At 65.9% G+C, this 20,399-nt stretch carries 21 protein-coding genes and 1 tRNA gene; 13 read left to right on the top strand and 9 right to left on the bottom strand.

From position 1 onward, the window contains the following. Together Q0R27_RS08685 and Q0R27_RS08680 are read right to left on the bottom strand one after the other, a co-directional pair. A partial coding sequence (locus Q0R27_RS08685) for a hypothetical protein (RefSeq protein ID WP_293943389.1) occupies positions 1-665 on the bottom strand: 665 nt, incomplete at its 3' end. 222 nt (positions 666-887) lie between these two features. After that, positions 888-977: transfer RNA gene (locus Q0R27_RS08680), tRNA-Ser, on the bottom strand. Between the two features lie 382 nt (positions 978-1,359). Between Q0R27_RS08680 and Q0R27_RS08675 the strand changes: the two genes are divergently transcribed. From Q0R27_RS08675 to mazG, 9 genes are all read left to right on the top strand, one after another. Continuing rightward, complete coding sequence (locus Q0R27_RS08675) at positions 1,360-2,523, top strand: lytic murein transglycosylase (protein WP_293943388.1); 1,164 nt, start codon at positions 1,360-1,362, stop codon at positions 2,521-2,523. Between the two features lie 69 nt (positions 2,524-2,592). Continuing rightward, positions 2,593-3,765, top strand: coding sequence for a D-alanyl-D-alanine carboxypeptidase family protein (locus tag Q0R27_RS08670; protein WP_293943393.1), 1,173 nt, complete (start codon positions 2,593-2,595; stop codon positions 3,763-3,765). Positions 3,766-3,774: 9 nt separating this feature from the next. Next, a complete protein-coding gene (gene tmk / locus Q0R27_RS08665) occupies positions 3,775-4,404 on the top strand; it encodes a dTMP kinase (protein ID WP_293943386.1) in 630 nt (209 codons plus the stop codon). Continuing rightward, positions 4,401-5,357, top strand: a complete 957-nt coding sequence (locus Q0R27_RS08660) for an AAA family ATPase (protein WP_293943384.1) — start codon at positions 4,401-4,403, stop codon at positions 5,355-5,357. The genes tmk and Q0R27_RS08660 overlap by 4 nt, the downstream gene beginning before the upstream one ends. Before the next feature lie 31 nt (positions 5,358-5,388). Next, positions 5,389-6,894 carry a methionine--tRNA ligase gene (metG, locus tag Q0R27_RS08655; RefSeq protein WP_293943382.1) on the top strand — a complete coding sequence of 502 codons (1,506 nt, stop codon included), beginning with the start codon at positions 5,389-5,391 and terminating at the stop codon, positions 6,892-6,894. After that, on the top strand, positions 6,891-7,670 hold the full coding sequence (locus tag Q0R27_RS08650) for a TatD family hydrolase (RefSeq protein ID WP_293943380.1): 780 nt from the start codon (positions 6,891-6,893) through the stop codon (positions 7,668-7,670). Before metG ends, Q0R27_RS08650 begins: the two co-directional genes overlap by 4 nt. Continuing rightward, positions 7,667-8,437, top strand: coding sequence for an MBL fold metallo-hydrolase (locus tag Q0R27_RS08645; RefSeq protein WP_293943378.1), 771 nt, complete (start codon positions 7,667-7,669; stop codon positions 8,435-8,437). The genes Q0R27_RS08650 and Q0R27_RS08645 overlap by 4 nt, the downstream gene beginning before the upstream one ends. Positions 8,438-8,443: 6 nt before the next feature. Then, positions 8,444-9,031 (top strand): retropepsin-like aspartic protease, encoded by a 588-nt coding sequence (locus Q0R27_RS08640; RefSeq protein ID WP_293943376.1) that lies wholly within the window; start codon positions 8,444-8,446, stop codon positions 9,029-9,031. A gap of 96 nt (positions 9,032-9,127) precedes the next feature. Continuing rightward, positions 9,128-9,880: a nucleoside triphosphate pyrophosphohydrolase gene (gene mazG, locus Q0R27_RS08635; protein ID WP_293943375.1), complete on the top strand. Its 753-nt coding sequence runs from the start codon at positions 9,128-9,130 to the stop codon at positions 9,878-9,880. Here the strand turns inward: mazG and hflX are convergent. The 5 genes from hflX to dusB are packed head-to-tail and all read right to left on the bottom strand — an operon-like array spanning position 9,868 to position 16,402. Beyond that, entirely contained in the window at positions 9,868-11,166 is a 1,299-nt protein-coding gene (gene hflX, locus Q0R27_RS08630; protein ID WP_293943392.1) for a GTPase HflX, read from the bottom strand. The two genes, mazG and hflX, sit on opposite strands and share 13 nt — an antisense overlap. Continuing rightward, positions 11,163-11,714, bottom strand: coding sequence for an RNA chaperone Hfq (hfq, locus tag Q0R27_RS08625; protein ID WP_293943373.1), 552 nt, complete (start codon positions 11,712-11,714; stop codon positions 11,163-11,165). The genes hflX and hfq overlap by 4 nt, the downstream gene beginning before the upstream one ends. After that, positions 11,714-13,096, bottom strand: a complete 1,383-nt coding sequence (locus Q0R27_RS08620) for a sigma-54 dependent transcriptional regulator (RefSeq protein ID WP_293943371.1) — start codon at positions 13,094-13,096, stop codon at positions 11,714-11,716. Before Q0R27_RS08620 ends, hfq begins: the two co-directional genes overlap by 1 nt. Then, complete coding sequence (locus Q0R27_RS08615; RefSeq protein ID WP_293943369.1) at positions 13,086-15,350, bottom strand: ATP-binding protein; 2,265 nt, start codon at positions 15,348-15,350, stop codon at positions 13,086-13,088. The genes Q0R27_RS08620 and Q0R27_RS08615 overlap by 11 nt, the downstream gene beginning before the upstream one ends. Before the next feature lie 56 nt (positions 15,351-15,406). Beyond that, on the bottom strand, positions 15,407-16,402 hold the full coding sequence (gene dusB, locus Q0R27_RS08610; protein ID WP_293943368.1) for a tRNA dihydrouridine synthase DusB: 996 nt from the start codon (positions 16,400-16,402) through the stop codon (positions 15,407-15,409). Positions 16,403-16,452: 50 nt separating this feature from the next. Between dusB and Q0R27_RS08605 the strand changes: the two genes are divergently transcribed. After that, complete coding sequence (locus Q0R27_RS08605) at positions 16,453-17,610, top strand: bifunctional 2-C-methyl-D-erythritol 4-phosphate cytidylyltransferase/2-C-methyl-D-erythritol 2,4-cyclodiphosphate synthase (protein WP_293943366.1); 1,158 nt, start codon at positions 16,453-16,455, stop codon at positions 17,608-17,610. Beyond that, on the top strand, positions 17,607-18,107 hold the full coding sequence (locus Q0R27_RS08600) for a CinA family protein (protein ID WP_293943364.1): 501 nt from the start codon (positions 17,607-17,609) through the stop codon (positions 18,105-18,107). The genes Q0R27_RS08605 and Q0R27_RS08600 overlap by 4 nt, the downstream gene beginning before the upstream one ends. Here Q0R27_RS08600 and Q0R27_RS08595 read toward each other — a convergent pair. Together Q0R27_RS08595 and lipA are read right to left on the bottom strand one after the other, a co-directional pair. After that, entirely contained in the window at positions 18,068-18,529 is a 462-nt protein-coding gene (locus Q0R27_RS08595; protein WP_293943362.1) for a type II toxin-antitoxin system RatA family toxin, read from the bottom strand. The genes Q0R27_RS08600 and Q0R27_RS08595 overlap by 40 nt on opposite strands. Beyond that, positions 18,529-19,467, bottom strand: a complete 939-nt coding sequence (lipA, locus tag Q0R27_RS08590; RefSeq protein ID WP_293943360.1) for a lipoyl synthase — start codon at positions 19,465-19,467, stop codon at positions 18,529-18,531. Before lipA ends, Q0R27_RS08595 begins: the two co-directional genes overlap by 1 nt. A 79-nt stretch (positions 19,468-19,546) precedes the next feature. On the opposite strand from lipA, the gene Q0R27_RS08585 reads away from it, so the two are divergent. Continuing rightward, positions 19,547-19,702: a hypothetical protein gene (locus Q0R27_RS08585; protein ID WP_293943358.1), complete on the top strand. Its 156-nt coding sequence runs from the start codon at positions 19,547-19,549 to the stop codon at positions 19,700-19,702. Between the two features lie 60 nt (positions 19,703-19,762). Then, on the top strand, positions 19,763-20,383 hold the full coding sequence (locus tag Q0R27_RS08580) for a carbonic anhydrase (RefSeq protein ID WP_293943357.1): 621 nt from the start codon (positions 19,763-19,765) through the stop codon (positions 20,381-20,383). Positions 20,384-20,399 lie beyond the last annotated feature (16 nt).

Here is a 20,399-nt window from a genome sequence, read left to right as displayed (position 1 = left end):
GAGTCGGCGCTAGGGTAATACTTCAATTGTCCACCAGACTGCGCGTACCAGTCGAACAAGACTTCGTTGGGAGCCTCTGGATCATATCCCTTAAGCGCCTTACCCCGATATTCCCATTCTATGTCAGTAGGAAACACCAGGGGAAAGGCGTGGAACTGAAACAATCGGGGGCGACCGTCTTGCCATTCACGATATGAAAGGCAGAGATAGATCGAGTGGAGCAGATCGAGAACGTGTCCCTTGTTGGCGCGTTCGAACAGCACCTTACCTTCCTCATGCCATTCATTGACCGTCGCCAGGACACAGCTTCCGACTACATTCGGATCAGCGCCTGCTCGGAAGTCCTCGATAGTTAAGGAGTGTTTTCGCTCAAGCGCGTCGAACATTTTGGCAGGTGAGTTTGCAATTTCCATGTACGTTCGGGCGCCACCCGAAAGTCCGTCAAAGTTGCGCTTGGAAAGCTGTTTCGACTTGATGGAGAGCCCGTAACTTAGCCGAGCAGTTTCTAGCGATGGAGCAATTACATCGAAGATTGACTTGCTCTCGGGTGGCGGTTCCCCGGTAAAAAGTTCCGCGACAACGCGCTCCATTTGGCGCCAGTTCGCTCGTGTAAAGCCGTCAGGATCTCGCTCCGTTCCGCTCCCATCGCGATATGTGCTCAGCATTAGGCGTATGGCTTGCACCTCAGCCTGCGTAGGGTTCCTAGTCGCGAATGGAAACGTCACCTATCTGCCCCCGAGATTTTCGGAGTCTGCTGACAGACAAATGCAGCGGAGTCATCTCGAAGTTTAATTCGCTTCCAACGCGAACGTCTTAACGATGCTCATACTTCCATAGACGTAACACCGTCACGTAGACCATCCGGCTTAGGAGCGCCTGCGAAACTTTGGCGGAAGCGGTGGGATTCGAACCCACGGACGGGTTTCCCCGTCGCTGGTTTTCAAGACCAGTTCCTTAAACCACTCGGACACGCTTCCAAACCGCTTCAGCGGCGCGGCTAGGATTGCGCTAGACGGCGCGCAGGTCGCCGTGCAATAGCAAATCACCGCTTGCTGTTAACGTATTGTAACCACACTCCTTTTTCGTTCCTTCACGCTTCGAGGGGCGCGAACCCCCATAAGCTTTCAAGACCAGTTCCTTAAACCACTCGGACACTCTTCCCTGCCGTCGCGAAGACCGGTGGCTTGCACCGCTCGGCCACCGATCCGCGCTTGGCGAGCGACGCGGCTAGCGCGGAGGGGGCAGTGTGTGCAAGCGGCGCGATGAACTGCGATGGGCATGACGCGTTGGGGCCGGTAGCAGGGTCACAAGAAGGGCGGGGTTGGTTTGCGTCGAGCCGGACAAGATTATCGGAGGCGGATGATGCTCGCGGCGGTCGCGCTGGTGACGACCCCGTCGCTCGCCCAGCGCGATCCGCTCGCCCCCTTGCCCGAGGCGGCGCCCCAGGTCCTGCCCCAAGTCCTGTCACGATTGTTGCCGGCCGCTCCGGCGCCGGTCAGGCCGCCGATGCTGGTGCCCGTCCCGGTCGTCGTCCATCCGGGCACGCCGCCGCTCGTCCTTCGGACCGGCCAGATGGGGTTCGCCTCCTACAAGCTGCAACTGACCGATCGCGCGCGCCGCGACGGGATCAGCGAGACCTCGATAAGCTCGACCATCCCGTGGCTGTCGCTGAACGCGCGCGTGATCCAGCTCGACCGGGGGCAGCCGGGCAACATCGGCAATCCCAACAGCACGCCGCCGTTCGCCCCCTATCGCCGCGATCACGTCAGCGCGTCGCTCATCTCGCGCGGCCGCTCGGTCTACGCGGCCAATTACCCCCGACTCGCCGGGATCCAGGCGCGCACCGGGGTCGACGCGGCCATCCCGATCGCCATCTTCGGCCATGAAACCAGCTATGGCATCGTCACCGGCGGGTTCGACCTGCTCGATGCGCTCGCCACGCTCGCCTATGAAGGCCGCCGCCGCGAGCTGTTCGAAAGCGAATTCGTCGCCGCGCTGCGTTTGCTCGATCGGGGCACGCCACGCGCACGATTGAGAGGCAGCTGGGCGGGCGCGACCGGCTATCCGCAATTCATGCCCTCCGCCGTCCTCCGCCTCGCGACCGACGGCGACGGCGACGGTCGCGCCGACATCTGGTCGAGCGAGGCCGACGCCTTCGCCTCGATCGGCAATTTCCTGAAGGATGCCGGGTGGAAAGCGGGCGTCCACTGGGGTGTCGCGGTGCGGACCCCGCCGGGCCTCGATCGCCTGTCGCTGCGCAACCCGGTCGTCGCAACGCGTTGCCCGCGGGTCTTCGCCCGTCACAGCAAGTGGCTGACGATGCGCGAATGGCGCGCGCTCGGCGTCGTTCCGCGCGGCCGCTCGCTGCCCGACGACGAGCCGGCCTCGTTGCTCGAACCCGATGGCCCCGGTGCCACCGCCTATCTCCTGACGGCCAACTACCGCAGCATTTTGAGTTACAACTGCTCGAACTTCTATGCGCTGTCGGTTGGGCTCCTCGCCGACGCGATTGCCGCGGGTTAAGGCTCGCCAGCCCCGCACCGCCGGGATAGAGAGGAGGCAACCTCTAGTCCTCCGGGAGTCGCCCCCTTGATCCGTGCCGTCCTGCTTTCCTCCGCCGCCGCGCTGACCCTGTCGACCGCCGCGCCCGCCGCCGCTCCGCCCTATGATACCCCCGCGCCGGTCGCCTACCTGATCGACCTGTCGTCGGGCGCCGAGCTGCTGGTCAAGGATGCCAACCGGCGCATGCCGCCCGCGTCGATGGCCAAGATGATGCAGACCGAGCTCGCCTTCGAACTGATCGACCAGGGCCAGTTGCCGCTTGCCAAGATGTGTACCGTCCAGCCCGCGACCTGGCAGAAATGGCATGGCCCGGCAGCGGGTTCGACGATGTTCCTGTCACCGGGTGAGCAAGTCAGCGTCGAAAATCTGCTCCACGGGGTCGTCACCTTGTCGGGCAACGACGCCGCGATCGTGCTTGCCGAATGCGTCGCCGGCACATCCGAGGCGTTCGTCGCGCAGGAGAATGCGCTGGCGAAGAAGATCGGCCTGACCAACAGCTATTTCGGGACCCCCAACGGCTGGCCCGACAATGGTGTCACGATGGTCACCGCGCGCGACCTCGCCAAGCTCGCCCGCGCCAGCATCGAGCGCCACCCCGCGCTATACCGGAAATTCTACGCCCAGACCTCGTTCACCTGGGGCAAGACGCTGGGCTCGGGCGCCGACATCAAGCAGGACAATCGCAACCCCCTGCTCGGGCGCGTCCCCGGTGCCGACGGGCTCAAGACCGGCCACACCGACGAGGCGGGCTATGGCTTCGTCGGGTCGGCCGAGCAGAATGGCCGTCGGCTGATCGTCGTCATGGCCGGGATGACGAGCTTCAACCAGCGCATCGCCGAAGGCGTTCGCCTGATGAACTGGGGCTTCAACGCCTGGACGACCAAGCCGCTCTACGCCGCCGGCGCCAGGGTTGGCTCGGCCAAGGTCCAGCTCGGTTCGGCCAAAGAGGTCAGCCTCGTCGCGCCCGGCAGGATCGCGCTGACCATGCCCGCCGGGCTCGGCAGCCAGATCAAGTCGACGCGGATCCGCTACGACGGGCCGCTGAAGGCCCCGATCGCCAAGGGCGCGCATGTCGCCGACCTCGTCGTCACCACCGACCATGGCCCGCAGGTCATGCCGCTGGTCGCCGGCGAAGCGGTCGCCGAGGCGGGATTCTTCGGTCGTGCGTGGATCGGCCTCAAGCAGATGCTGGGCATGGCGTGACCCCGGTTCGTGCCTGACGGACGGTTCATCAGCCTCGAGGGCGGGGAGGGGGTCGGCAAGACCACCCAGCTGCGCGCACTGGCGACCGAACTCGGCAAGCGCGGGATCGAGGTCGTCACGACGCGCGAACCGGGTGGCAGCCCGGGCGCCGAGGCGATCCGCGGCCTGCTGCTGAGCGGCGAGGACGGCCGCTGGTCGCCGCGCGCCGAAGCACTGCTGTTCGCCGCGGCCCGCGCCGACCATGTCGAAAAGACCATCCGTCCGGCACTCGACGCCGGCAAATGGGTCATCTCCGACCGCTTCCTCGACAGCAGCCTCGCCTACCAGGGTGGCGGCACCGATCTCGGGGTCGACGCGGTGCGCGGCCTGCACCGGTTCGGCAGCGCCGGGTTCCTGCCCGACCGCACGCTGGTCCTGCTCTTGCCCGATCGCGCCGGAGTCGCCCGGGCCAACGAGCGCGACGGCGACGAGCCCGACCGCATCGGCCGCCGCGACGCCGACTATCACCTCGCCGTCGACCGCGCCTTCCGCGCACTTGGCGCCGAGGAACCCGAGCGCGTCCGGCTGGTCGATGCGTCGGGCGAACAGCGCCAGGTCACCGAGCGTCTCCTCGCCGAACTCGCGGACCTCCTGCCATGATCGTCGGGCAGGATCGCGCGGTCGCCCAGTTCACCGACGCGATGCGCTCGGGCACGCTGCATCACGCCTGGCTGCTCGCTGGGCCGCGCGGGGTCGGCAAGGCGAATTTCGCGCGCGCCGCGGCGATGCGCCTGCTCGCCGATGCCGCCGGTCCGCCCGTCGACCTGCCCGGCCTCGGCACGCCCGCCGACCATCGCATCGCGCACCTCCTCGCCGCGGGCAGTCACCCCGACTATCGCGAGCTCGAGCGGCTCGAGCGCATGACCGGCGGGCTCGCGCGTAACATCAGCGTCGAGCAGGTGCGCAGCCTCGGCGACCTGTTGGGCGCAACGCCGTTCCTCTCGCCGTGGCGCGCGGTGGTGATCGACGCCGCCGACGATCTCGAACCGTCGGGCGCCAACGCGCTCCTCAAAATGCTCGAAGAGCCGCCCGCCAAGTGCCTGTTCCTGCTCGTCGCGCACAACCCCGGACGGCTGCTCCCGACGATCCGCTCGCGCTGTCGAAGGCTTGATTTTCAAGCAGTTGACGATGACGCCATGACGTCAATACTGATCCGCGAGCTAGCCGGGACGAGCATGGACGAGATCGCGCGGCTGGTGTCGCTCGCCGGCGGGTCGGTCGGCCGCGCTATCGCCTACGCCGGGCTCGACCTCGCCCCGCTCGAAACTGGCGCACTGGCCATCCTGCGCGAGGGCGACCCGTCCAACGCGCGCCGTTCGAAACTCGCGCAGGGTATGTCGGCGAAGGCCGCCGCCGAGCGCTACGCCGCCTTCCTGCAACTCGTCCCCTCGCTGATCGCCCGCGAGGCGCGCCGGCTCGACGGCCCGCGCCAGGAGCGCGCGCTCGACGCCTACGCCCGCGCCCGCGAGACCGCCGCCATCGCTCAGCGCCTGTCGCTCGACCCCGCCGCGACCGTCTTCCAATTGGGATCGATCCTCGCCTCGGTTCCTTGAAGCGCGGGCATGGCCCGGCTAGGGCAGGCCGATGTCCGAACCCTATTACATCACCACCGCGATCAGCTATCCCAACGGCGCGCCGCACATCGGCCACGCCTATGAAGCGATTGCCGCCGACGCCATCGCGCGCTTTCAAAAGGCCCGGGGCCGCGACGTCCGCTTCCAGACCGGGACCGACGAGCATGGCCTCAAAATGGCCCAGGCAGCGCGCGCCGAAGGGACTGATCCGGCCATTTACGCTGAAAATATGTCAGCCAAGTTCAAAGCGATGTGCGATGCGCTTAATGTCAATTATGATCGCTTTATCCGCACGTCCGAGCCCGACCACCATCGCGCCAGCCAGGCGATCTGGCAGGCGATGGAGACCAACGGCGACCTCTACCTTGGCCGCTACGAAGGCTGGTACTCGGTCCGCGACGAGGCCTTCTACGAGGAAAGCGAACTGACCGAAGGCGAGGGGGGCAAACTCTCCCCGCAAGGCACGCCGGTCGACTGGACCGTCGAGGAAAGCTGGTTCTTCAGGCTCTCCGCCTACCAGCAGCGCCTGCTCGACCATTACGCCGCGCACCCCGAGTTCATCCAGCCCGACAGTCGCCGCAACGAAGTGCTGCGCTTCGTCGAGGGCGGGCTCAACGACCTATCGATCTCGCGCACCAGCTTCGACTGGGGGATCAAGGTTCCCGGCGGCGACGGGGCCCACGTCATGTACGTCTGGCTCGACGCGCTGACCAACTATCTGACCGGTTTGGGCTATCCCGACGGCGGCGAGCTGTTCGACCGTTACTGGCCGGCCAACGTCCACCTCATCGGCAAGGACGTCGTGCGCTTCCACGCGGTCTATTGGCCGGCCTTCCTGATGTCGGCGAAGATCGCGCTGCCGAAGCAAATCTACGGTCACGGCTTCCTGCTGAGCCGCGGCGAGAAAATGTCGAAGAGCGTCGGCAACGTGGTCGATCCGCTCGACCTTGCCGCGCGCTACGGGGTCGACGCGCTGCGCTATTTCCTCCTGCGCGAAGTGACCTTCGGCCAGGACGGCAGCTACAGCCACGAAGCGATCGTGGGCCGCGTCAACGCCGAACTCGCCAACAGCTTCGGCAACCTCGCCCAGCGCAGCCTGTCGATGATTTTCAAGAACTTGGGCGGCGTTCTTCCGGTGCCAGGAGAGGCCGAGGAAGATCATAGCCTCCTCGAAACCGTGCGCACCGCGTGCCGTGGCACACTCCCCGCCGAGTTCGAGTGCTTCGCTTTTGCCGCTGGACTCGAGGCATGGATGGCGGCGGTGTACGCCTGCAACGCGTACGTCGACACGACCGCGCCGTGGGGGCTCAAGAAGACCGACCCCGATCGTATGGCCGCCGTCCTCGGCACGCTCGTCGTCGCGATCCGCGAACTTGCCCAGGCCGTCGCGCCGATCATCCCGGGATCGTCGGCGAAGCTCATCGCGCTGATCGACAGCGGGGAAGGGGGCCAGCCGATTGCCCAGCCGACCCCAATCTTCCCCCGCCTCGAACTCGAAGAGGTCGCCGCGGCGTGAGCCTGATCGACAGCCACTGCCACCTCAACTACGCCGGGCTCGTCGAACGGCAGGGCGAAGTACTCGAACGCGCCCGCGCCCGCGGCGTCGCCGGCTTCCTCAACATCTCGACCCGGCAGAGCGAGTGGGCCGACATCGTCGCCGTCGCGGAGCGCGAGCCCGACGTCTGGGCGAGCATCGGCGTCCACCCGCATGAAGCCGATGCGCACCCCGATCTCGGTGCTGCCGCACTGATCGACGCCGCCGACCACCCGCGAGTCATCGCCATCGGCGAATGCGGCCTCGACTATTATTACGACAAGTCCGACCGTGCGGCCCAGCGCGAGCGGTTCGGCGCGCACATCGAGGCGGCGAGGGCGACCGGCCTGCCGCTCGTCGTCCACACCCGCGATGCGGAGGAGGATACCGGCCAAATCCTCACCGCCGCAGTCGCCAGGGGCGGCGTCACCGGCGTCCTCCATTGCTTCACCGGCAGCGCCGACCTTGCGCGCAAGGCGCTCGACCTCGGCTTTTTCATCAGCCTGTCGGGCATCGTCACCTTCAAGAATGCGCGCGACCTGCAGGACACCGCGAAATTCATCCCCGCCGATCGGCTGCTGGTCGAGACCGACGCCCCGTTCCTCGCCCCCGTCCCCAATCGAGGCAAAACCTGCGAGCCGGCATTCGTCGCCGACACCGCCGCCTTCGTTGGGACGCTGCGCGATAAGCCGCTCGATCAACTCGCCGCAACCACGACCGCCAACTTCTTCAAACTCTTCGCGAAAGCCGCTGCGTGAAGCTGACGGTGCTGGGCTGCGGCACTTCTTCGGGGGTGCCGCGCATCGGCAATGACTGGGGCAGCTGCGATCCCAGGAATCCGCGCAACCGCCGCACCCGCTCCTCCTTATTGTTTGAAAGCGCGGGCAAGCGGCTGCTCGTCGATTGCGGGCCCGACCTTCGCGAACAACTGCTCGCCGCCGACGTTGTGGCCATCGACCGAGTGATCGTCACTCACGATCATGCCGACCATCTACACGGGATCGACGATTTGCGCCCGGTCGCGCAGGCCAGCGGCCACGCCATTCCGCTCGCCGCGCGTCCCGACACGCTCGAACGGATCGTTCGTCGCTTCGGCTATGTTTTCGACGGCAATCCGCTTTATCCGGCAGTGCTCGTCGCCAATCCGGTCGAGGGCGGGGAGGAGCACTTCGGCGCCGCCCGGCTCAACTTCGCCGACCAGCCCCACGGCGGCATCACCTCACTCGGCATCCGCTTCGACGAGGGCCCAAACTCGGCCGCTTATTCGATCGATTTCCATCACATGACCGAAGACATGCGGGCGCTGTATCAGGGTGTCGACCTGTGGATCTGCGACTGCCTGCGCCGTCGTCCGCACCCGACGCATGCCCATCTCGACGCGGTGCTCGGCTGGGCGCACGAATTAGGCGTCGGCCAGTTATTGCTTACCCACCTTGATAATTCGATGGACTTCGCCGACCTCACTGCCACGCTTCCGACATGGGCCAGCCCGGCCTTTGATGGCCTAGAGTGGTGCAATGTGTAGTTTCAAATGACCAATGACCTCATGCTCGGCGGCCTTTACCTCCTGATGGCGATGATGCTCGTTCTGGGATCGCTCATGTCGCGCAGGGAGCCTTGGGCAAAGCTCGTGAAGGTGGCCCTGATGTGGGTCACCATCTTCGGTGCGGGCTTTATCCTGTTCACATTTCGCGATAATCTCGGCTTCGTCGCACAGCGGCTCAAGGCCGAAGCGCTCGGCACGCCGGTGGTCGAGGGTCGCACCGTTCGCATCCCGATGGCGATCGACGGCCATTTCTGGGTCGATGCGACGATCAACGGCGTGCCCGCGAAGTTCCTCGTCGACAGCGGCGCGACGGTCACCACCGTCGGCAATGCGCTGGCGGTTGAGGCTCGGCTCAACCGCGACGAAGCGCGCGATCAGCTCGTTCGCACCGGCAACGGCATCGTCAAAGTCTCGAGTGCGCGCGCCGACACGATCGAGGTCGGCTCGATCGAACGTCGCAACCAGCGCGTCTATGTCGCTGATAATGATGACCTAAACGTGATTGGCATGAGCTTCCTGTCGAGCCTGACGCGGTGGGGGGTCGAGGGCCGCTGGCTGATCCTCGAACCTTGATCCACGCCACTACCTATCTTGGACTTTACATAATGAATATTATCATACTTTCTGGGGCAGGATGGCGAGGGGGCTCTGCGACCCCTCAGATGCGCGATGTTTGAGAAGTTCGCGCAAAACCTCGATCGGCTTGTGAAGATCATGGAGCACCTCCGCGATCCGGTCACGGGTTGCGACTGGGACCGCGTCCAGACCTTCGCCACCATCGCGCCCTACACCATCGAGGAAGCCTACGAAGTCGCCGACGCGATCGCGCGCGACGACATGGCAAGTCTCGCCGACGAGTTGGGCGACCTTCAGCTCCAGGTCGTGTTCCACTCGCAGATGGCGCGCGAGGCCGGCCACTTCACGCTCGACGACGTCCTCGCCGGCGTGTGCGACAAGCTCGAGCGCCGCCACCCGCACATCTTCGGCGACGCCGCGGCGAGCCCTGGCTGGGAGGCGCTCAAGGCCGCCGAACGCAACACAAACGAGGACCAGAGCGCGCTGGCCGGTGTCGCGCTCGCTCTCCCCGCGCTCGAACGCGCCGCCAAGCTGCAGAAACGCGCCGCGCGAACCGGCTTCGACTGGCCCGACGAGACCGGTCCGCGCGCCAAGATCGAAGAGGAGCTCGCCGAGCTCGCCGAGGCCGCGCCAGCGGACCGCGCCGAAGAGCTTGGCGACCTGCTGTTCGCCGTCGTCAACCTCGCACGTCACCTCAAAATCGACCCGGAAGATGCCCTTCGGTTGGCCAACCGTAAATTCGAACGCCGCTTCCGCGCGATCGAAACCGCGCCTGGGTTCAGTTCGCTCAACCTGGAGGACATGGAGCGCCTGTGGCAGGTCGCGAAGGCCGATCAGAGCGCCTGAAAACGGGCCCAATTATCGGCCGACAGCTTGACCGCGAGATGCATCATCTCCCCTTCGTTTCGCTGGTCCAGCACATCGCCGCGAGCATGAAGCCACGCCAGCCGCACCCCGTCCGATGCCGACAGCTTGAGCCGGTGGATGACCGACCCTTCCTGCAACCGCTGCCCGATCTCGGCGCGTAACGCCTCTACCCCCTCGCCGCTCAGCGCCGACAAGGTCACGACATCGTCGCGTCGCGTCGCCTCGTTGAGCAAATGCTCACGCTCCTCGGCGTCGAGCAGGTCGAGCTTGTTCCATGCCTCGAGCCGCGGCGGCGAATCCTCCTCGTCGAGCCCCAGTGACGCCAGCACCGCCACGACATCGGCCGCCTGCGCATCACTGTCGGGATGAGCAATGTCGCGAACGTGGACGATGAGGTCGGCCGACGCCACTTCCTCGAGCGTTGCCCGAAACGCCGCGACCAGCTCGGTCGGCAGGTCGGATACAAAGCCGACCGTGTCCGACAATATCGCCTTCTCGAACCCCGGTATGCGCACCTCGCGCATCGTCGGGTCGAGCGTCGCGAACAGCAGATTTTCCGCAAACACCGTCGCGCTCGTCATGCGGTTGAACAGCGTCGACTTGCCGGCATTGGTATAGCCGACCAGCGCGACCACCGGCCAGGGCGCGCGCTGGCGCCGGTCGCGATGAAGTCCACGGGTCCGCTTGACCTGTTCGAGCTCGCGGCGAATCTTCGCCATACGGTCGCGGATCTGGCGGCGATCGGCCTCGATCTGGGTTTCGCCCGGGCCACCGAGAAAGCCGAAGCCACCGCGCTGGCGCTCGAGGTGGGTCCAGCTGCGCACCAGCCGTCCGGCCTGGTAATCGAGATGCGCGAGTTCCACCTGCAAGCGCCCCTCGGCGGTCGCGGCGCGCTCGCCGAAAATCTCGAGGATCAGGCCGGTCCGGTCGATGACCTTGGCCTTGGTCAGCTCCTCGATCGACTTCTGCTGGACCGGGGTGAGCACGGCGTCGACCACGATCAGATGTGCATCGCCTTCGCGCGCAAGTTGCCCGATCTCCTCGACCTGCCCCTTGCCGAACAGGCTGGCCGGCCGCACCGCGCGCAGCCGATACGCTTTGCGCCCGACGACATCGATCCCGATCGCCGCCGCAAGTCCCGCCGCCTCATCGAGCCGCGCCTCGGTCGATCGCATGACCCGCTCGCCGGCGCGTTCGGGCAGGACGATCAGCGCCTTTTCGCCGCGTGAAACCCCCTCGCCCTCGGCACGGTCGAAGACGCTCAGCTGCCGTCCCCTTCCTCTACGCCATCTTCGAAGTCGTCGTCGTGGGCAGCGTCCTCCTCGTCCGCCGGATCCTCGCCAGACAAGTAGAGCGGACTGTTCGGCTGCAACGTCGACATGGCGTGCTTGTAAACCAGCTGGACCTGCCCGCTGCGCTCGAGCAGCAGCGAAAACTGGTCGTGGCCGGCGACCGCTCCCTGCAGCATGACGCCGTTGACCAGGAAGATCGTCATCGGTTCATGCTGCTTCTCGGCGGCGATCAGGAAGATGTCCTGCAAGCTGGTCGCTTTGCGCGCCTGCGTCTCGCGCGTGCCGCGATCGAGCCCGGCGAGAAGGTCGACGGGCACATTCGCCGGCATGATCGTCGAGATCGAATGCTTGTAGACCAGCTGGCTCACCCCGTCGCGGCGAAGCAGGATCGAGAAGGGATCGAACCAGGTGACGATGCCCTGCAGCTTGACCCCCTTCATCAGGAAAATCGTCACCGGTGACTTCGCGCGGCGCACGCCATTGAGGAAATGATCCTGCAGCGAGAAAGACTTATCAGTCATTATTCGTCGTCTTCCCTCTTGTCGCCCAAACCGAGCGCCTTCAGTTTGCGGTGCAGCGCCGAGCGTTCCATGCCGATGAACGACGCGGTGCGCGAGATGTTGCCCGAAAATCGCCTGATCTGGATCTTGAGATATTCACGCTCGAAATTCTCGCGTGCCTCGCGGAGCGGCGAGCCCATGATCGCCATCGATGCGGTCGATACGCCAACCGTGCCCGGGCTGTCGATGATTTCGGGCGGCAACAGGTCAACCTCGATGCATTGCGCGCGGCTGCCCGGTGCCATGATCAAGGTGCGCTCGATGATATTGCGCAACTGGCGAACATTCCCCGGCCAGTCGTGCGCCTGCAGCGCGGCGGCCGCCTCGGCGGACAGGGTCGGCGGCGGAATCCGGCGGTCGGCAGCGAAGCGGGCGAGGAAATGGTCGACCAACTCGGGGATGTCCTCGCGCCGTTCCTTGAGCGGCGGCATCCGCACGGGGACGACGTTGAGCCGATAAAACAGGTCTTCGCGGAACCGTCCCGCGGCAATCTCGTCGGCCAAATTGCGCGAAGTCGCCGACAGGAAGCGAACGTCGACCTTGACCGGCCGCTGGCCGCCGACCCGCGGATAGCTCTGGTCGGTCAGTACGCGCAGGATCTTGCCCTGCGTCGTCAGCGGCATGTCGGCGATCTCGTCGAGGAACAATGTACCGCCGTGCGCCTGTTCGAGCAGCCCCGGCCGCGCCACGCCATCGCGCTCGGTGCCGAACAATTCCTCCTCGACCCGATCGGGACTCATCATCGCGGCCGACAGCACGATAAACGGGGCGTTGGCGCGCGGGCTCCAGTTGTGGATGGTGCGGGCGGCGATCTCCTTGCCGACCCCGGCTGGTCCGGTGATCATCACCCGGCTGCCGGTCGGGGCGACGCGCTTCAGCACTGCCCGGACGGTATTGATCGCGACCGACGAGCCGTTAAGCACGTCCTCGGGTCCGGCCCGCTCGCGCAGGCTGGCATTCTCGCGCTTCAATCGCTCGGTTTCGGTCGCCCGCCCGACGAGGTGGAGCAGTCGCCCGGCTTCGAACGGTTTCTCGATGAAGTCGACCGCGCCCTCGCGCACCGCGGCAACCGCCGTGTCGAGGTTGCCGTGGCCCGAGATCATGATCACCGGCAGCGTCGGATCGCGCCGCTTGACCTGCTCGAGGATCTGCAGCCCGTCGAGCTTCGAGCCCTGCAGCCAGACGTCGAGCAGCACCAGCGACGGGCGCCGCTCCTCGATTGCGTCGAGCGCGGCGGTGCTGTCGGCGGCGGTGCGGACGGTATAGCCTTCGTCTTCGAGCACGCCGGCGACGAGGTCGCGGATGTCGGCTTCATCGTCGACGACGAGCACTTCAAGCGCCATTTGGATCTTCCCTATCTTCGCGCATACGGACCTCCTCAGCCCCCTCCCCGGCTTTGTCGGCGAGGGCGGCGAGGCGGGCCGAATCGAACGCGATCCGGACCCTTGTTCCACCGCCATCTCGGTCTAGAAATACAATCGTTCCAGAGTGTTCCTCGATGATCTTTTGAACAATTGCGAGCCCGAGCCCGGTGCCCCTGACGCGGGTCGTCATATAGGGCTCGGTAAGCCGCTCGCGATCTTCCGGTAACCCCACGCCTGTATCACTGATCTCGACTACCAACTCGTCCGACGCCTGCGAAATCGACAGCGCAACCCGGTCGCCGTCGGGGCTGGCCTCGCCCCGCGTGCGGCGCGCTTCGATTGCTTCGACGCTGTTCTTGACGATGTTGGTAAACGCCTGGCTGAGCTGGCGGCGATCGCAGACGAGACGAATGTCGGCCATCTCCGGGTCGATCGAGAAGCCGATGTCGGGATGCGCGACTTCGTGCAGGAACAGGGCGTTGCGCGCTATATCGTGGACATTTTCGTCGCGGAACACGGGCTTGGGCATGCGCGCGAAGTTGGAGAATTCGTCGACCATCCGCCGCAGGTCGCCGACCTGGCGAATGATCGTCTCGGTCAACCGGTCGAACGTATCGCGGTCCGAGGTCACTTCCTTGCCATAGCGGCGCTGGAGCCGCTCGGCGGCGAGCTGGATCGGGGTCAGCGGGTTCCTGATCTCATGCGCGATGCGCCGCGCGATGTCGGACCAGGCGGCGCGGCGCTGGTCGGACAATTGCTCGGTGATGTCGTCGAACGTCAGTACGGTGCTTCCGCCGTAGAGCACGCGCTTGACCGCCAGCGTGCGCTGGCCGCTTCCGGCGGCCACAAGCACATTGGCTTCCCGCGCCTCGCCCGCCAAGAATTCGGCGAGATCGGGCGAAAGGTCGGCGAGGCGGCGACCTTCAAGCCCCTGCCCGCCTGACTGGAGCAATGTTTCGGCCGAGCGATTGGTGAGCAGGATCTGGCCCGCGCCATCGACCGTCAGCACGCCGGCGGTGACGCTCGACAGCACCGCCTCGATGAACGCGCGGCGGGTGTCGAGCTGGCTGTTCGCGGTGATCAGCGCGCTGGTCTGCGTTTCAAGGCGACCGGCCATACGATTGAAGGCCGTCGCGAGCGTACCAATCTCGTCGGCGGTCTCGCTGACCGGCACCCGCACCGAGAAATCGCCTTCCTCGATCCGCCCGGCCGCATTGACGAGCGATCCAACCGGCTGGACCAGTCGATCTGCCAGCTTGAGCGCCGCGAGAATTGCCAGCCCGACGATGATCAGCGCGCCGAGATAGAGCGCCACGTTGAAGCGCAACTGATTGACCCGCGAGCGGTTGAGCAAGGCGCGATAATCGCCGAGCACACGGCCCGCGCCGTCGATCTGAGCGCGGACACCGGGATCGATACTCTTGGCGACATAAAGATAGGTCGACTGACCAAAATCGAGCCGGGTGAGGACCGCGACCCGGCCCGGGCTGGCGACTTCGGCGACCTTGTCGGACTTCAGCTTCGCCAGCGCATCGCCGATCCGCTTCTGGTCGATCATCCCTTCGTAGATGTTGACCGCGGCGAGCGTCTGGACCTGTCCCGATGGCTGGACATTGAGCACCGCCGCCTCGTTGAGGCTGCGCACATAGGTCTGGTAGCTGACCCCGGTCGCGAAGCGCGGGCTGTCGATCGGCAATTGCTTCAGATAGCCGCCAAGGTCGCCCGACATCGTCACCGCCTCAGTTCCGAGCCGGTGAACCTCGTTGGCATAGGCCCCTTGCGCCAGCGACACCGTATTTTCGAGCATCGTCCGCGCGCGGTTCGAGAACCAGAATTCGAGCCCGCTCTGCAGCAGCAGCGAGGCAAAAATTGCGACGACCACCGTCGGCACGGCGGCGACGAGCGAGAACAGCGCGACGAGCCGCGTGTGGAGCTGGCCGGTGCCGACTCCCCTGCCCTCGGCGTCGCGCCTGGCGGCATCGCGCGCGACAAGCACCATCAACACGATCGCGGGAATGAGGTTGGCGATGAGCAGCAACGCCATCAGTGGCGGCGAGATCAGCGTGCCCGGCTCTGCGCCGCGCGGGATCAGCGCGATCGTTCCGAGCAGAACCCCGGCCAGGACGAGTGCCGCCGCCAGCTTGGCGAAGCGGTAGAAGCGCCCATTCGCTCGCTCGCTCGCGAGCCAGCCGGTCGCGGGTCCCAAATCAGAATCGGCTGCGCGGGCATCCATCGCGGCCAGCCCTAGCATGACCGCGTTGCATGAAAAACACAGTGTGCGATATTTTCTTAAGCGGCGGCCTGAACGAGCCACGGCGCGTAGAATTCGCGGAGCATGGCGATGACGGTCGCCGGATCGTCGACCGCATTGACGCGATTGCGAAATTCAGCCGAGCCGGTCAGGCCCTTGGTGTACCAGCCGAGGTGCTTGCGCGCGATCTTGACCCCGGCTTCCGCGCCATAAAGCGACAGCATGGCGTCATATTGTTCGAGGATCACACCGAGCTGTTCGTCGAGCCCCGGGGTCGGGCGCGTCCCGTCCGAGGCGAGCGCGCTCATCACCTGGCCGAGCAGCCACGGCTTGCCATAGGCGCCGCGACCGATCATCACCCCGTCGGCACCCGACTGGGCAAGCGCCTCGCGCGCGTCCTCGATCGAGCAAATGTCGCCGTTGACGATCACCGGCAGCGAGGTCGCCGCCTTGACCTTCGCCACGAACGTCCAGTCAGCCGAGCCCTTGTACATCTGGCAGCGGGTGCGGCCGTGGACGGTGATCATCCTGATTCCGAGATCCTCGGCGATGCGCGCGAGTTCGGGCGCGTTGAGGCTGTGATGGTCCCAGCCCATGCGCATCTTGAGCGTCACCGGCAGCTCGACCGCCTTGACCGTCGCGTCGATGATCGCAGACGCCAGCGGCAGGTCGCGCATCAGCGCCGAACCGGCGTCGCCGTTGACGACCTTCTTGACCGGGCAGCCCATGTTGATGTCGATGATCGCCGCGCCGCGCTGTTCGTTGAGCTTCGCCGCTTCGGCCATTTCATGCGGCGAGCAGCCCGCGAGCTGAAGCGAGACGGGCTCCTCGGACGGGTCCCACTCGGTCTTCTGGAGCGATTGGCGCGTTTCGCGGATCATCGCCGCCGAGGCGACCATTTCGCTCACCGTGAGGCCGGCGCCATAGCGTTTGACGACTTTGCGGAACGGCAGGTCGGTCACCCCGGTCATCGGCGCGAGGATGACGGGCACGTCGAGGCGGAGCGGGCCAATCGAGATCGGTTTGAGCTGCATGGGAAGCCGCGCCTTTACAGGAGGGGGGCGGCACGGGCAAGGCGCGCGGGATGACCGTCACCGCCCTGATCGTCGCCGCCGGAGCGGGAAGCCGGATGGGCGGCGAGTTGCCGAAGCAATTTCGCCTGATCGGAGGCAAGTCGGTGCTTCGTCACGCGGTCGATGCAATGGCGGCGCATCCCTGTGTCGATGTCATCCGCGTCGTGATCGGTGCCGGGCAGGAGGCACTCGCAAGCAAGGCGCTGGGCGAGGTCGATGTCGGCGCGTTCATCATCGGTGGAACGGAACGGGCGGAGAGCGTGGCGAAGGGGCTCGCGGCGATCGAGAGCGAGATTGTGCTGGTTCACGACGCGGCACGGCCGTTTTGCCCGCCCGCGGTTATCGACCGGCTGCTTGCTGCGCTCGAGAAGCATCACGGCGCGGTCCCGGTTCTTGCCGTCGCCGACAGCCTTGCGAAGGGCGACACGCTGCTTGGCGAGGCGGTCGACCGCAAGCGGCTGCTCCGCGTGCAGACCCCGCAGGCCTTCTACCGCGAGGATTTGCTCTATGCACTCGAGGAAGCGGGCAAGCGGCTCGCCACCGACGAAAGCTCGGTGATGGTCGCCGCCGGGCTCAAGGTCGCGACGGTTGAAGGAGATCGCATGCTCGACAAGCTCACCACCCCCGCCGACTTCGTCGAGGCCGAGGCGCGCGTTGCCGCGCTGCTGGTCAGCCGGACCGGAATGGGGTTTGACGTCCACGCGTTCGAGGGGCCCGGGCCGTTGATGATGGGCGGGATCGAGATCGCCCACGATCGCGGGCTGGCCGGGCACAGCGACGCCGACGTCGTGCTCCACGCGATCACCGATGCGCTGCTCGGCGCGGCGGGCCAAGGCGACATCGGCGAGCATTTCCCGCCATCCGATCCGCAATGGAAGGGTGCCGCCTCCGACCAGTTCCTCGCCCACGCCGCGCGGCTGATCCGCGACCGGGGCGGGATCATCGACCATGTCGACTGCACTGTGATCTGCGAAGCGCCCAAGGTCGGACCGCACCGCACCGCGATGCGCGCCAATGTCGCGCGCATTCTCGGTGTCGCCGAGGGCGCGGTGAGCATCAAGGCGACGACCACCGAGCAGCTCGGCTTTACCGGCCGGCGTGAAGGCATCGCCGCGCAGGCCATCGCGACGGTGCGCCTGCCCGCGCCACCTGCTACGGCGCCGCAATGACATCGGTCCTGCACGACTCGCTGGTCGACCTCGCGCGCCGGGTAATCGATGAAAATCGGTCCGCCGGGAAGCGCATCGTCGTAGCCGAAAGCTGCACCGGCGGGCTGGTGTCGGCGGCACTGACCGAGATTCCCGGCTCGTCCGACGTGTTCGATGGCGGGTGGGTGACCTACTCCAACGCCGCCAAGATTGCCGACCTCGGGGTTTCGAGCGAAGTGCTCGACACGTTTGGCGCGGTCAGCATCGCCGCCGCCTGGGCGATGGCGCGCGGCGCACTGGCGGCGTCCACCGCCGACCATGCCGTCGCGATCACCGGGATCGCCGGGCCGGGCGGCGCGACCCCGGGCAAGCCGGTTGGAACCGTCGTCTTCGCCCGCGCCGAGCGGGGCGGCGATCCGAACGATATCGTCACCGACAGCCGATTCTTCGAGAATGAGGACCGCAGCGGGGTGCGGCTTCAGGCGGCGCTTTGCGCGCTCGAGCTGTTGCTGCCGTAAAGCGCCTCCGCGCGAGTTTCGAACGCGCCGGTCATGCGCCGCAGTGCGCGGTCGAACATCTGCCCGGCGATGGCTTCGAAAATGCGCGACTTGAAGGCGAAGTCGACCGAGAAATGGAGGTTGGTGCCGCCGTCAGGAGCCGGATCGAAGTGCCACTCATTCTTGAGATGTTTGAGCGGGCCTTCGATATAGTTGACGGTGATGCGGTCGGGCGCCTGTTTGGTCACGCGGCTCTTGAAGCGCTCCTTGAACGCGGTAAAACCGACGACGAGGTCGGCGATCGTCTCGGCCTCGCTCGATGAGCGAACCCGCACCGCGACTACCCACGGCAGGAACTCGGCGTAGCGGCCGACGTCGGCGACGAGGTCGAACAACTGCGCCGGGGTAAAGGGCAAATGCTTCGTTTCGCTGTGCCGCGGCATCAGGTGGTGGCGGCCCCTGCCCGCGCCAGTTGCGCCTGGCGCGCGGCGCGCATTTTCTCGAAGTCGTCGCCGGCGTGATAGCTCGAGCGGGTCAGCGGCGAAGCGGCGACGAGCAGGAAGCCCTTGGCGCGGGCGATCGAGGCATAGGCCTTGAACGCATCGGGGGTGACGAATTCATCGACCTTGGCATGGCGCGGGGTCGGTTGGAGATATTGGCCCATCGTCAGGAAATCGATCCCGGCCGAGCGCATGTCGTCCATCACCTGGTGAACTTCGAGGCGTTGCTCGCCCAGTCCGACCATCACGCCCGACTTGGTGAAGATCGACGGGTCGAGCCGCTTGACCGTCTCGAGCAGCCGCAGCGAGGCATAGTAGCGCGCGCCGGGGCGGATCGTCGGGTAGAGCCTCGGGACGGTCTCGAGGTTGTGGTTGTAAACGTCGGGTCGGGCCGCGACGATCGCCTCGACCGCGCGGTCATGCTTGTTGCGGAAGTCGGGGGTGAGGATCTCGATCGTCGTCGTGGGCGTGGTGCGGCGGAGCGCCTCGATCACCTTGACGAACTGGCTCGCCCCGCCGTCGGGCAGGTCGTCGCGGTCGACCGAGGTCACGACGATATGCTTGAGCCCCAAGGCGGCGGCGGCGTCGGCGGTGTGCTGAGGCTCCAGCAAATCGACCGCGCGTGGCATGCCGGTCTTGACGTTGCAGAAGGCGCAGGCGCGCGTGCAGGTATCGCCGAGGATCATCACCGTGGCGTGCTTCTTGCTCCAGCATTCGCCGATGTTGGGGCAGGCCGCCTCCTCGCATACCGTGGCAAGGTTGAGCGAGCGCATCAGCCGCTTGGTCTCGGCATAGCCCTCGCTGGTCGGCGCCTTGACGCGGATCCAGTCGGGTTTGCGTTGCCTCGGGGCAGTGACAGGGGCGATCAGGGGAGTGGTCATGGAAGCGGCAGATAGGCGCTCGCCCCCCGATTGCCAACACGGCCCGAGGCCATAAGCAAGCGTCACAGCCGGGGCTGGCATGATCATTGCGGCACTGGGCTCACCGATCATCCTGTTCGTCGTGCCCGGCATGTTCGCCGGTTTCGCGCGCTCCGACCTCGCCATTCCGGAAGCGATGGCCAAGCGCCGGTCGAACCGGATCATGGAGCGAAGATGGGCTGAGTCCCTTGCTTGACAGCCACCGCCTGCTTCTGACCATAGGCGAAGTCGACGTGATCCGGGGTGACCGCTTTTAATGCCAGAATTCCAGCGCTTGCTCGAAGGCTACCAGCGCTTCCGTGAGGTTGAATATCATACCGAACGCCAGCGGTGGGAGGAACTCGCCGAGGGGCAGGAACCACCGGTGATGATCATCGGCTGTTGCGATAGCCGCGTCGATCCGGCGACGATATTCGATACCCGGCCGGGCCAGGCCTTCATTCTGCGCAATGTCGCCAATCTGGTGCCACCATATGAGACGGGCGGCGGCTTGCACGGTGCGTCGGCCGCGATCGAGTTCGGAGTGACCAGCCTCAACGTGGCGCACATCGTCGTCGTCGGGCATGGTGCGTGCGGCGGGATCAGCGCGGCGCTGAATGAAACCGACCGCGACGGCGGGCATAGTTTCATCGATCAGTGGATCAGCATCATCGATGTGCCGCGCACGCGGATCCTCTCCGATACGATGATCGTCGACAAGCAACTCGCCCTGGAACTGGAGGCGGTCAAGCTGAGCATGGCGAACCTGCGCACCTTTCCCTTCGTCCAGGAACGGGTGGCGGCGGGCACGCTCAAGCTCCACGGTTGCCACTTTACCATCGCACAAGGGCAATTGTTCGTCCTCGACGAAACGGAAACGACCTTCCACCCGGTCTGAGGAGTTGGGCGCCGGC

Source organism: Sphingomonas sp., assembly GCF_025362505.1.
Classification (GTDB): Bacteria; Pseudomonadota; Alphaproteobacteria; order Sphingomonadales; family Sphingomonadaceae; genus Sphingomicrobium.
The sequence above is the reverse complement of the archived record's forward strand: the minus strand, read 5'-3'. Positions and strand labels throughout refer to the sequence as shown.

Bases quoted from the DNA above. Each gene is read 5' to 3' on its own strand.
- Q0R27_RS08675 (WP_293943388.1), top strand. From the start codon at position 1,360: ATGATGCTCGCGGCGGTCGCGCTGGTGACGACCCCGTCGCTCGCCCAG.
- Q0R27_RS08660 (WP_293943384.1), top strand. From the start codon at position 4,401: ATGATCGTCGGGCAGGATCGCGCGGTCGCCCAGTTCACCGACGCGATG.
- metG (WP_293943382.1), top strand. From the start codon at position 5,389: ATGTCCGAACCCTATTACATCACCACCGCGATCAGCTATCCCAACGGC.
- Q0R27_RS08640 (WP_293943376.1), top strand. From the start codon at position 8,444: ATGACCAATGACCTCATGCTCGGCGGCCTTTACCTCCTGATGGCGATG.
- mazG (WP_293943375.1), top strand. From the start codon at position 9,128: ATGTTTGAGAAGTTCGCGCAAAACCTCGATCGGCTTGTGAAGATCATG.
- hfq (WP_293943373.1), bottom strand. From the start codon at position 11,714: ATGACTGATAAGTCTTTCTCGCTGCAGGATCATTTCCTCAATGGCGTG.
- Q0R27_RS08620 (WP_293943371.1), bottom strand. From the start codon at position 13,096: ATGGCGCTTGAAGTGCTCGTCGTCGACGATGAAGCCGACATCCGCGAC.
- Q0R27_RS08615 (WP_293943369.1), bottom strand. From the start codon at position 15,350: ATGGATGCCCGCGCAGCCGATTCTGATTTGGGACCCGCGACCGGCTGG.
- dusB (WP_293943368.1), bottom strand. From the start codon at position 16,402: ATGCAGCTCAAACCGATCTCGATTGGCCCGCTCCGCCTCGACGTGCCC.
- Q0R27_RS08605 (WP_293943366.1), top strand. From the start codon at position 16,453: ATGACCGTCACCGCCCTGATCGTCGCCGCCGGAGCGGGAAGCCGGATG.
- Q0R27_RS08600 (WP_293943364.1), top strand. From the start codon at position 17,607: ATGACATCGGTCCTGCACGACTCGCTGGTCGACCTCGCGCGCCGGGTA.
- Q0R27_RS08595 (WP_293943362.1), bottom strand. From the start codon at position 18,529: ATGCCGCGGCACAGCGAAACGAAGCATTTGCCCTTTACCCCGGCGCAG.
- lipA (WP_293943360.1), bottom strand. From the start codon at position 19,467: ATGACCACTCCCCTGATCGCCCCTGTCACTGCCCCGAGGCAACGCAAA.
- Q0R27_RS08585 (WP_293943358.1), top strand. From the start codon at position 19,547: ATGATCATTGCGGCACTGGGCTCACCGATCATCCTGTTCGTCGTGCCC.
- Q0R27_RS08580 (WP_293943357.1), top strand. From the start codon at position 19,763: ATGCCAGAATTCCAGCGCTTGCTCGAAGGCTACCAGCGCTTCCGTGAG.